The sequence below is a fragment of the Acidovorax sp. genome (genome assembly GCF_046339755.1).
Lineage (GTDB): Bacteria > Pseudomonadota > Gammaproteobacteria > Burkholderiales > Burkholderiaceae_C > Acidovorax.
Genome location: NZ_JBKDTZ010000107.1, coordinates 1 through 10,043, shown reverse-complemented (window position 1 = coordinate 10,043; position 10,043 = coordinate 1). Strand labels below are relative to the sequence as shown.

General features: G+C 70.6%; 11 protein-coding genes. 6 read left to right on the top strand and 5 right to left on the bottom strand.

Going from position 1 to position 10,043, the window contains the following annotated elements; all coding sequences use genetic code 11:
- Positions 1 to 139: 139 nt before the first annotated feature.
- The gene (locus tag ACK59X_RS08535; RefSeq protein ID WP_409956476.1) at positions 140 to 2,134 is read right to left on the bottom strand and encodes a hypothetical protein; all 1,995 of its coding nucleotides are present in this window, start codon (positions 2,132 to 2,134) and stop codon (positions 140 to 142) included.
- Positions 2,131 to 2,925 (bottom strand): hypothetical protein, encoded by a 795-nt coding sequence (locus ACK59X_RS08530; RefSeq protein ID WP_409956474.1) that lies wholly within the window; start codon positions 2,923 to 2,925, stop codon positions 2,131 to 2,133. The genes ACK59X_RS08535 and ACK59X_RS08530 overlap by 4 nt, the downstream gene beginning before the upstream one ends.
- Before the next feature lie 98 nt (positions 2,926 to 3,023).
- Here ACK59X_RS08530 and ACK59X_RS08525 point away from each other — a divergent pair, with 98 nt between their 5' ends.
- From ACK59X_RS08525 to ACK59X_RS08515, 3 genes are all read left to right on the top strand, one after another.
- Positions 3,024 to 3,470, top strand: a complete 447-nt coding sequence (locus tag ACK59X_RS08525; RefSeq protein ID WP_409956472.1) for an ATP-binding protein — start codon at positions 3,024 to 3,026, stop codon at positions 3,468 to 3,470.
- Between the two features lie 182 nt (positions 3,471 to 3,652).
- Positions 3,653 to 4,108, top strand: a complete 456-nt coding sequence (locus ACK59X_RS08520) for a type III secretion system chaperone (RefSeq protein WP_409956470.1) — start codon at positions 3,653 to 3,655, stop codon at positions 4,106 to 4,108.
- Positions 4,108 to 4,611: a hypothetical protein gene (locus tag ACK59X_RS08515; protein WP_409956468.1), complete on the top strand. Its 504-nt coding sequence runs from the start codon at positions 4,108 to 4,110 to the stop codon at positions 4,609 to 4,611. Before ACK59X_RS08520 ends, ACK59X_RS08515 begins: the two co-directional genes overlap by 1 nt.
- Here ACK59X_RS08515 and ACK59X_RS08510 read toward each other — a convergent pair.
- A complete protein-coding gene (locus ACK59X_RS08510; protein WP_409956467.1) occupies positions 4,608 to 5,492 on the bottom strand; it encodes a LysR family transcriptional regulator in 885 nt (294 codons plus the stop codon). The genes ACK59X_RS08515 and ACK59X_RS08510 overlap by 4 nt on opposite strands.
- 164 nt (positions 5,493 to 5,656) lie before the next feature.
- On the opposite strand from ACK59X_RS08510, the gene ACK59X_RS08505 reads away from it, so the two are divergent.
- Positions 5,657 to 6,163, top strand: coding sequence for a universal stress protein (locus ACK59X_RS08505; RefSeq protein ID WP_409956465.1), 507 nt, complete (start codon positions 5,657 to 5,659; stop codon positions 6,161 to 6,163).
- Between the two features lie 19 nt (positions 6,164 to 6,182).
- A complete protein-coding gene (locus ACK59X_RS08500) occupies positions 6,183 to 7,160 on the top strand; it encodes a TerC family protein (protein WP_409956463.1) in 978 nt (325 codons plus the stop codon).
- 21 nt (positions 7,161 to 7,181) lie between these two features.
- Here the strand turns inward: ACK59X_RS08500 and ACK59X_RS08495 are convergent, their stop codons facing one another.
- Positions 7,182 to 8,147, bottom strand: coding sequence for a GlxA family transcriptional regulator (locus ACK59X_RS08495; protein ID WP_409956461.1), 966 nt, complete (start codon positions 8,145 to 8,147; stop codon positions 7,182 to 7,184).
- 97 nt (positions 8,148 to 8,244) lie between these two features.
- Here ACK59X_RS08495 and ACK59X_RS08490 point away from each other — a divergent pair, with 97 nt between their 5' ends.
- Complete coding sequence (locus tag ACK59X_RS08490) at positions 8,245 to 8,883, top strand: cysteine hydrolase family protein (protein ID WP_409956459.1); 639 nt, start codon at positions 8,245 to 8,247, stop codon at positions 8,881 to 8,883.
- Between the two features lie 15 nt (positions 8,884 to 8,898).
- Here ACK59X_RS08490 and ACK59X_RS08485 read toward each other — a convergent pair.
- A partial coding sequence (locus ACK59X_RS08485; RefSeq protein WP_409956457.1) for a TIGR01777 family oxidoreductase occupies positions 8,899 to 10,043 on the bottom strand: 1,145 nt, incomplete at its 5' end.

The following is a 10,043-nucleotide window of genomic DNA, read 5'->3' as shown; positions in this document are numbered from 1 at the left end:
GTCCCAGGCGATGCGCTGGTTCTGCAGCAGCACTTCGTCGTAGCGCTGCGACCAGCGCTGGTCGCTGAGCCAGCCCATCGCGGCAAAGGCCGCGACCAGCAAGGCCATGGCGGCCAGCAGGATGGCGATCAGCCGGTGCCTAAGGTGCATGGTGCCCCCCGGCGGGAGCCGCATCCGCACCCTTGTCTGCACCGGGGACGGGGCGTGGGACAGCGCGTGGGCTGTGTCCGCTGCTCGCCACCAGCAGCAGCACGGCCGCAAGCAGCGGCCAGCCGCCGTGCAGGTGGGCGCCCACCGCACCGCTGGCGCACACGGCACCGGCGCCCATCGCGGCCCACTGCAGGGGCGACAGGGCGGGCAGCCGGCGCTCACCCCCGGTCGCGCGCGCCAGCCGGCCCAGTGCGCCGCCTGCCAGCAGGGCGGCCAGCATCAGCGCTGCGTCCGGCAGGTACCGGCCCGTGGCCGGCCAGTGCGAGGCCGCGCCAAGGACCAGAAGGGCGGCCACGGCTGCGGCCGCCAGCGCGCCCGGGGAGGGCATGCGCGCACGCAGGAACAGCCCCGCGGCCATGCCCAGCCCCAGCATCGGTGTCCAGAAGCTGGGCTGCCCCAGCGCATGCGTGGCCAGCGCCAGCCCCAGCAGCAAGCCGGCGGCAGCGGACTGACCCAGTGCCCGGGCGCGCTCGGCCGCGGGCCTGGCATGCGCGGGAAGGGCCGTGCCGTGCACGCCTGTGCGGTTACGCCAGGGGCTGCGTGGCTCGTTCCAGCGCACCACGAAAAAGCCGGCGCAGGCGGCGGGCAGCAGCAGCGCATAGGCACCCTGCAGCATGCCCAGGGCATCCAACGCCAGACCTCCCAGCGCCGGGCCCAGCCAGATGGCGGTCACGGTCCAGCCGCTCCAGGTTGCGGCGCGCCAGCGCGGCCGCGCATGGGCGTATTCGGGCCGGGTGCCCGGCACGCGCTCGACGGCCTGGCAGGCGGCCAGCACCGCACCCACCACCAGGCCGTGCCAGGCGCCTGCCGCGATGGCGAAAGTCCAGGGCAGGCTTGCCGGCAGGCCGCCGGCGCAGGCCATGGCCGTGGCCAGCAGGGCGGCGCAGGCGGGCAGCACCACGGTGGGCGCGGGCCATTGGCGCCAGCGGGTCACGGACCAGGCGGCCATGCTCGCCAGGAAGAACGCGGCCAGGCTGGCGGCCGTGGCGGGAGCCAGGCTCTGCCATTGCCAGGGGGTGTCGCCTTGCAGGTGCAGGCTGCGCAGCCACAGGGTCTGCAGCGCCAGCGCGCTCAAGGACACGAGCAGGGTGATCCAGAACGCCTGCGCCTCTGCCGCCACGACCCGCACCTGGGCGATACCGTGTTCGGCGAAGCGGTCGTCGGCCTCGGCCTCGGCCAGCAACTGGTCCAGGCGCTCGCGCCGCGCGTGCTGCGGCTCCGTCTGGCGCAGCGAGGCGATCAGCCGGCGCACGCGCACCAGCCCTTCGTGCGCTCCGCGCACCGCGTGGCCGAGTTGCTGCACCCGCAGATCGAAGCCGCGGCGTTGTGGCAGCACAACGGTGTTGTCGTAGCGGCCCTGGGCGATGGCGCGGCGCGCACGCCAGGCAGCATGGTTGCGCAGCTCGATGCCCTGGGCCTGGGAGAAACGCGCCGCCAGGTAGGCCAGCAGCACCAGCAGGCCGATGGCCGGCAGCAGCAGGGCGGCCGTTGCGCGGGCAAAGGTGGCCGCACCGCTGTCGCGCAAGGCCAGGCGCAGGGTCGCGACGGAGGCACCGCGGAACTGCACGGGCGCTTCGGCCGTGGCGCCGGCTTCGCCCGCGTCGCGCGTGGTCTTCCACAGCTCCGTGCCGTCGGGCAGCAGCAGTGCCACGGCATGGATGTCGGGCTGCGAAGCCATGCGCTGCTGGAACAGCGCCTCGACGCCGACCAGCGCGCGCAGCGGGATGCCGGATTCGACGGCATGGGTGATGCGCAGGCTCAGCGACTGCGCCATCAGCTGCGAGCGCGTGCGGTCGCTTGCGGCCCGCATGTCACGCAGCTGCTCATAGGTGTAGACGGACAGGATGCAGGCCGCCAGCAGCAGCAGCACCAGGGCCGCGATGCCCAGGCGGGTCGCAGGTGCGCAATGTCGGCGCGTGCTCATTCCGGACGCTCGCTTTCATCCAGGCGCACCAGGCACTCGTCCATGCGCTGGCGTACCTGGGCGCTGCGCACCAGTGCCCGCGTCTGGGCGCTCTCGCATTCGGCGCGCAGCCGGGCCGACTGCGGGTGCAGGGCCCACAGCGTGGCCAGCCAGCCCAGCAGGCCGGCGATGGCCAGCACCAGCACCGCCATGGCGCCCAGGGTCAGCGTCTTCCCGTCGGGGTGCCAGATCGCGAGCCGAAAGCGCACGGGCTGGGTCGCATACGTGGCGCTGATGTGGCCCACGACCTCGCCGAAGGCGTTGTGCAGGGGCAGGCCCATGATGGCCTCTCCCGTGAGCGCTGCGCTCCAGACCCGGTCCTGGCGCGCGCCGGCCTCGGCCGCGCGGGCCGCACGGGGTTGCAGCGCCTCGCCGATGGCGCCCCGGTCCGTGCTGAAGAGGGCGAAGCCCGCACGGTCCACCACATCGACGGCGTACAGCTGGGTGTCACTGGCCAAGGCCCGCTCCAGCCGGGGCTGGATGCCGCGGTGGTCCGGCAGGTCGAAGCCCAGCGCCAGATCGCCCTCGATGGCCTCCTGCAGCTCCACCAGCGTGAGCGACAGGCGCGAGCGCTGGATCTGCGCCTCTTCCTGCGCGCGCACGTCCAGCAGCAGGCTGGCGATCAGTGCGATGCCGGCCAGCACGATGAGCAGCCACAGCCCGCCCAGTTCCCACAGTGCGGCGAGCGTGGGCTTGGCAGTCACGGCCGTGCCGGCGGCCTGGGCAGAAGAGGGGGATGAAAGCGTTTGCATGGTCCGGCTCATGCCACAATGCTTTCGCGACCCACCGGACTGCGGCGCAGACAACAGCGCCCGCAGGTGCAGCCCAAGGTTTCAGTGCGCAGACATCTATGAATCCACCGCTCGAATGGCAGCAGACCCTGCACGGCACCGTAGCCGAACTTCCCGCTTTCTTCGAGCGGCTGGAAGCCTGGGCGGACGAGAGCGGCGTGCCCATGCCCCTGGCCTCGTCCTTCGGGCTGATGCTGGACGAATTGCTGACCAACGTGGCCATGCATGGCTACGCGGGGAAGGGCGGACTGGTGGAGGTGCACCTGCGTTTTGATGCGCCGGCCAGGCTGCAGGCCGTGTTGCGTGACCATGCGCGGGCATTCGATCCCACCACCGTGGCGGAGCCCGACGTGGGGGCGTCGCTCGATGATCGGGACATAGGGGGCCTGGGCGTGCATTTCGTGCAGAGGTTGGCAGATCGTTTCGAGTATCGGCGCGACGGTGAAGTCAACGAAGTCACGGTATCGCGTTGCCTGCCGGCAGCCGGGGCGGCGCAGTCGCGCTAGGGCCTGTCAGCACTGTCTTGGGCCCGGAATGGCCCGTGCCTCGGGTGCATCCAGCCCCGGGCCGGGCAACGCGGCTGCCGAAAACAGTGTTAACAGGCGCCAGATTGTTAACAAGTGTACAAGCGTATCATTGCGCCCGTCGCGCGGCTGTCGTTTGTGCGCCTCGCTTTACGCTTTTTGTCATGTCCGAAGATGCCGTTGCTGCTGTGATTTCCGCGCTGGGGGAGGCCATTGGCATCCCGGCGCTGCGGCCCGACGCGCGCGGCTGCTGCCGGCTGCTGTTCGACGGAGACCAGGTGGTGGAAGTCCATCCCGCGCCGGCCCAGGGGCGCTGGCTGCTCTCATGTGTGCTGCGCGGCAGGCGCGCCGACGGCCTGGCCACGCTGCAGGTGCTGATGCAGGGCAACCACATGGGCGCGGGCTTTGGCGGCGGCTGGGCCGCGCTCGACGCCCAGGGCCAGGCCGTGGTGCACCTGCCGCTGCCCTGGGCCGAGGCCAGCGCGCCCGCCCTGCTGCAGGCGATCGAGCTGCTGCTGCAGCATGCCGAGCGCTGGACGCAACGCCTGTCCGAAAGCGCGGCCAACCCGGCGCCGCACCTGCACCCGCACCATATGGCCAGCGCGCACCTGCGCGTCTGATGCGTGCCCGCCTTCATGGCGGGTGTGGGGCCCGGGGCTGTGCGCGCTCGCTGCTGAAGGCCCTGCTGATCGCCGAGGCGGCCGCAGGGCAGGGCACGGCTCCGCCGGTGTTCGTCGATGGCCATGTGCTGCCGCTGGAGCCGCATGTCGCCATCCTGGCCAGGCGCTACCACCGCGTGCCCATGCTGGCCGGCAACACGCGTGAGGGCAAGCTGTTCGGCGGCGTGATCGGCGTGATCGGCGTGATCGGCGCCTTCAAGCCCGATGAGTACGAGCGTTTCGGCATGCAGTACCAGTTCAACCCCGGTGCGCCGCCAACCCTGGCCGAGCCAGACCTGCGCAACCCCATTGGTCCTGCCGGTGGACCGGCCCGTGCGTGGGCGTGGCCCTGGCCCAACCGGCCTTCGACCCTGGTCTTCGACGCATCGAAGGAGCAGACGCGCATCCGGTCCAGTGAGGCCGGCCGCCGGCCTGCAACCCCTCGCCGACGGCGGGGGCGCTAGCGGCCGCTCGGCAACAGCTTTTCCACCAGCGGATGCAGCACTTTCCTGTGCGCTGCGATCGCAAAGAAGTGCTCGTCCACGCCCTCGCAGGCACCGACCCTCCTGACTCCGTAGTGGGCTGTCAGTTCGTCGTGCACCAGGCCCGCCATCGGAAAGACGCCCATGCCCGCGGCGCCAAAGGTCTTGAGCAAGGCGCTGTCCTCGAACTCCCCGGTCAGGTTCGGCCGGACCGCCATGCGCTCGAACCACTGGTCGAGCCGGGCGCGCACGGCGGCATGGGTGGTGGGCAGCAGCACGGGCACCTTGGCCAGCGATTGCGGAAAGCCGCGCCGGGCCGCCGAATACAGCGCGGGCGGTGCGTACCAGGCCAGGGGTGAGGAGGTGAGCGGGTGGCTGTGAACCTTGAGGCTGGGGTTGGGCGGAGCGGGCCGGTCGGCCAGCACCACGTCGAGCCGGTGCAGCGCCAGGTCGCCCAGCAGGTCCTCGAACTCGTCCACCAGGCACAGCAGCTTGAGCTGCGGTGCCTGCATCACCGGCTGCATCAGGCTCCTGACCGCGAGCTTGGGCAACTGGTCGGAAATGCCCACCACCAGGCGCACCGTGGGGGCGCCGGCCGCATCGCGCACGGCGGCCGGCAGCTGTTCGCCGAGCTGGAAGATCTGCTCGGCCTGGCGCATGGCGGCCAAACCTGCGTCGGTGAGGGCCACCCCGCGCCCCGAGGGCTTGAGCAGGGCATAGCCAAGCGAGCGCTCAAGTTCGCGCACCTGCGTGCTCACGGTCTGCACGGCCATGCCCAGGCGCTCGGCGGCGCGCGCGACCCCGCCCTCCTTGGCGACGACCCAGAAGTAGTAGAGGTGCCGGTAGCTGAAGTCGGGGCCCATGCACTGTCCGGTTTTTCAGAACTGTCGCTTCCCAATTCTCTGCTTTCACAAAGCGGCCGCCTGGCTATCGTGGGGCCAGGCATGCAGACCGCAGGGCTGCTCCCCAACACCGCACGGTGGCCGCGGAGCGGGCCACCACACCGACCACTCGGAAGGAGACAGCCATGTTGAGAGTCCTTGTTCCATCGGATGGTTCCGCCAATTCGCTGCATGGCCTGCGCCATGTGATCGGCGAGTTCACCAAGAACCGGGATCTGGCGATCCATGTGCTCAACGTGCAGCCGCCGTTTTCCCAGCATGTCTGCGATTTCAGCAGCAAGAGCGACCGGATGGACCTCCACCGGGAGCAGTCCGAGCAGGCCCTTGTCCCGGTGCGCCAGGCGCTGGACGATGCCGGCGTGCCCTACACCGTGCACCTGGAGGTGGGCGACAAGGCCGACTGCATCGTGGAGACCGCGCGCCGGCTCGGTTGCGATTGCATCGTCATGAGCACGGCGCGCAAGAGCTCGCTGGTGCGCATGGTCGAGAACTCCATCACCAACCAGGTGATCGAGCGCGCCACCGTGCCCGTGGAGGTGATCCCTGGCGAGCCGGCCTCCAGGCTGGAGCGCTTCGGCATCCCCGCGGGCGTGGGTGCGGGCATCCTGGTGCTGTGGATGGCGGCCAGTTGAATGGGCGCGGTGCCAGGCGATGACCGGCAGCATCGACACCCTGGCCACCGGCCCGATGTGGGCCGGCTTCATCGCCTTTGTGTTGGCCATGCTGGCGCTGGACCTGTTCGTGCTCGGCGGCAACAAGGCGCACCGTGTCGGCCCCCGGGAAGCCGCAGGCTGGGCGCTGGCCTGGGTGGTCCTGGCCTGCGGCTTCGGCGCGTTGCTGTGGTGGTACCTGGACGGCGTGGCCGGCCGCGAGGTCGCCAACCGCAAGGCGCTGGAGTTCTTCACCGGCTACCTCATCGAGCAGGCCCTGTCGGTGGACAACATGTTCGTGTTCGTGATGATCTTCGGCTACTTCGCCGTGCCGCCTCAGCTGCAGCGCCGCGTGCTGCTGTACGGCGTGCTCGGCGCCATTGCCATGCGTGCCGCCATGGTGCTGGCGGGCGTGTGGCTGGTGTCGGAGTTCGCCTGGGTGCTCTACGTATTCGGCCTGTTCCTTGTGGTCACCGGCATCAAGATGCTGGTGCTGGCCGAGCACCAGCCCGACCTGGACAGCAACCCCCTGCTGCGCTGGCTGCGCAGCCACCTGCGCATCACGCCGGGTTTCCATGGCCAGGCCTTCTTCGTGCGCATCGGCGGGGTGCGCCATGCGACGCCGATGTTCCTGGTGCTGGTGATGATCGAGGCCAGCGACCTGGTGTTCGCGGTGGACAGCATCCCGGCCATCTTTGCCGTGACCACCGACCCGTTCATCGTCTTCACCTCCAACATCTTCGCCGTGATGGGGCTCAGGGCGTTGTACTTCCTTCTGGCCGACATGGCCCAGCGCTTTCATCTGCTCAAGTACGGCCTGGCGCTGGTGCTGGTGTGCATCGGCGGCAAGATGCTGGTCTCGCCCTGGTTCCACCTGCCCACGCACTGGTCGCTGGCGGTCGTGGGCGCCATCATCCTGGTGTCGGTGCTCCTCAGCCTGAAGCTCCAAGGCCCCAAGGGTTCCCGCAACGCGTGGTGAGCACTGCGGCCCAGGTGGCCCTCAAGTCGTGCGAAACTGCCTGCGGTAGGCCAGCGGCGAGACCTTGAGCGCCGCCGCGAAGTGCTGGCGCAGCGAGGCCGGGGTGCCGAAGCCGGCCTGGTCGGCCACCGCTTCGATGGATGCCTCGGTGTTTTCCAGCAGGCGCTGGGCCAGGGCCAGGCGCTGGTGCAGCAGCCACTGGCCCACGGTGGTGCCCATGGCCTCGCGGAAGTTGCGCGTGAAGCTCCTGCGGCTCATCAGCGCCTTGCCGGCCAGTGCATCGAGGTCGTGCGGATGCTGCAGGTTCTGCAGCATCCAGTCGATCACGGGGCTCAGGCGGTCGCGTTCGGGCGCGGCGCGCACGGGGGTCTCGATGTATTGGGCCTGCCCGCCCTGGCGGTGCGGCGCCACCACCATGCGGCGCGCCGCGCGGTTGGCCGCATCGGCGCCGTGGCGCACGCGCAGCAGGTGCAGGCAGCAGTCGATGCCGGCAGCCGTGCCGGCCGAGGTGAGCACGTCGCCATGGTCCACGTACAGCACCTCTGGCTGCAGCTGCACGCGGGGGTAGCGCTCGGAAAAGCGCTCGGCCAGGTACCAGTGGGTGGTGGCCGTGCGGCCTTCGAGCAAACCCGTTTCGGCCAGCACGAAGGCCCCCAGGCACAGGCCCACGATGGTCGCGCCGCGGCGGTGCGCTTTGCGCAGCGCGTCCAGCAGTTCGGGCGGCGCCGCGCGGGTGTCGTCGAACCACGAGGGCACGACGATGATCTGGGCCTTGCGCAAAATTTCCAGCCCATGCGCGACTTGGATCGCAAAGCCGGCATTGGTGCGCAGCGCGCCGGGCGCCGCGGCGCAGACCGAGAGCGCGAAGCGATGGCCGCGGTCCTCATCGCGGTCCTCGCCAAAGACCAGGCAGGGCACCGAAAGGTGGAACGGGCTGATGCCGTCGAACGCGACCACGGCAACGGTCTCTGGCTTGTGGAGCAACATGGCCCGATTCTATCGATGATTGGCATTCGGGCCGCTATCGGAAGAACGGACCGGACCCTAAGATCGAGCCCATCAACCACCAGAACGGAGCCTTGCCATGTCCACTGCACCCCGCCGCGCCCTGATCGTCATCGATGTCCAGAACGAGTACTTCGACGGCGGCCTGCTGCCCATCGAATACCCGCCTGTGCAGCAAAGCCTGCCCCGCATCCTGCAGGCCATGGATGGTGCCCACGCCGCCGGCGTGAAGGTGGTGGTGGTGCAGCACCATGCGCCCAAGGGCGCGCCGGTGTTCCAGGCCGATGCCCACAATGGCCAGCTGCACCCCGAAGTGGCGCGCCGCCACCGCGACCACCTGGTCACCAAGGCCACGCCCAGCGCCTTCACGGGCACCGACCTGGCGCAGTGGATCGCCGACAACGGCATCGACACGCTCAGCGTCATTGGCTACATGACGCACAACTGCGATGCCTCCACCGTCTTCGAGGCCATGCACCGCGGACTGGCGGTGGAGTTCCTCTCCGACGCGACGGGCGCGCTGCCCTACGAAAACGCGGCGGGCTATGCCAGCGCCGAAGAGATCCACCGCGTCTTCAGCGTCGTCTTCCAGAGCAACTTCGCGGCGGTGGCCAGCACCGAAGGCTGGCTGGCCGCGGTGCGCGATGGCCAGCCCCTGGCCAAGGACAACGTGGTGGTGTCCAACCAGCGCGGCCGCGCACGCGCAGCCCGCGCCTGAAGAATCCACAGCCTCTCACCCGGCCAGGTCGCGCAGCGCTCCGGCCAGGGTGGGATGCTCGAAGCGGTAGCCGGCCTGCAGTGCGGCCCGGGGCTCCAGGTGCTGCCCGTCGAGCAGCAGGGTGGCCATCTCGCCCAGCAGCCAGCGCAGCGGCGCCCCGGGCATGCGCAGGAAAACCCTGCGGCCGAAGGACTGCGCCAGCGCCCGGCTGAAACCTGCCTGCGATGGCGTCTCTGGCGCCACGGCGTTGACCGCACCCTCCAGCGCCGGGTGCGCCAGGCCAAAGCGGATCAGCCCCAGCGCATCGGCCAGGTGGATCCACGGCGCCGGCTGCCGGCCCGAGCCGAGCACCGCGCCCAGCCCGAATCGGGCGCCCAGGGCCAGCATGGGGTAGGCGCCATCGCCCCGGCCCAGCACCACGCCCAGGCGCAGCCTTACCACGCGCACGCCCAGGGCCTCGGCGCGCCGCGCCTCATGCTCTATGGCCACGCACAGGTCGGACTGGAATTCGCCGGGCTGGGGCGGACCGTCCTCGGCCAGGGCCGCGCCATCGAGGTTGTTGGCCGCGCCGTAGTAGCCCACGGCCGATGCGCTCACCAGCACCTGCGGCACCTGCTGCAGCCGCCGCATCAGCTGCACCAGGGCCATCGCCACCTGCGTGCGGCTTTCGACCAGCGCGCGCCGGCGCGCGGCAGTCCAGGGCCGGCCCAGCACCCGGGCGCCCGCCAGATGCACCACGGCGCCGATGTGGGTTTCGCTGGGTATCTGGTCCAGGCTTTCCACCACCCACACCCCGGGGCCAAGCAGGCCCTGTGCCTGCCGTGCATCGCGCGACAGGGCGATGACGCGCCCGCCCTCGGCCTGCAACTGCCGCACCAGGGCGCTGCCCACAAAGCCGGTGGCGCCCGTGACCAGCACCGCCGGCCCCGAGGGCGGCGTGTGCGCCCCGGGGGCAGGCGCCGATGCCTGCTGCGCGGCCGCGCGCCCCAGCCGGCGTACGGCACGCACATTGCGCGCGCTCCACGCGAGCACGCCCGTGCCGTACAGCGTGAAGAGCCAGGAGACCCAGCCGTGGGGGTGGAAGTGCAGTGCGGTGGTCATTGAAGCCCAATCATGCAACACCGGCACCATCAGCGCCACGAAGGCCCCATAGCTGATGG

What these genes read in the sequence shown, in the direction of transcription:
- ACK59X_RS08515 (WP_409956468.1), top strand. Translation starts at nt 4,108, where the DNA reads ATGCGTGCCCGCCTTCATGGCGGGTGTGGGGCCCGGGGCTGTGCGCGC.
- ACK59X_RS08525 (WP_409956472.1), top strand. Translation starts at nt 3,024, where the DNA reads ATGAATCCACCGCTCGAATGGCAGCAGACCCTGCACGGCACCGTAGCC.
- ACK59X_RS08520 (WP_409956470.1), top strand. Translation starts at nt 3,653, where the DNA reads ATGTCCGAAGATGCCGTTGCTGCTGTGATTTCCGCGCTGGGGGAGGCC.
- ACK59X_RS08490 (WP_409956459.1), top strand. Translation starts at nt 8,245, where the DNA reads ATGTCCACTGCACCCCGCCGCGCCCTGATCGTCATCGATGTCCAGAAC.
- ACK59X_RS08530 (WP_409956474.1), bottom strand. Translation starts at nt 2,925, where the DNA reads ATGCAAACGCTTTCATCCCCCTCTTCTGCCCAGGCCGCCGGCACGGCC.
- ACK59X_RS08510 (WP_409956467.1), bottom strand. Translation starts at nt 5,492, where the DNA reads ATGGGCCCCGACTTCAGCTACCGGCACCTCTACTACTTCTGGGTCGTC.
- ACK59X_RS08505 (WP_409956465.1), top strand. Translation starts at nt 5,657, where the DNA reads ATGTTGAGAGTCCTTGTTCCATCGGATGGTTCCGCCAATTCGCTGCAT.
- ACK59X_RS08535 (WP_409956476.1), bottom strand. Translation starts at nt 2,134, where the DNA reads ATGAGCACGCGCCGACATTGCGCACCTGCGACCCGCCTGGGCATCGCG.
- ACK59X_RS08500 (WP_409956463.1), top strand. Translation starts at nt 6,183, where the DNA reads ATGACCGGCAGCATCGACACCCTGGCCACCGGCCCGATGTGGGCCGGC.
- ACK59X_RS08495 (WP_409956461.1), bottom strand. Translation starts at nt 8,147, where the DNA reads ATGTTGCTCCACAAGCCAGAGACCGTTGCCGTGGTCGCGTTCGACGGC.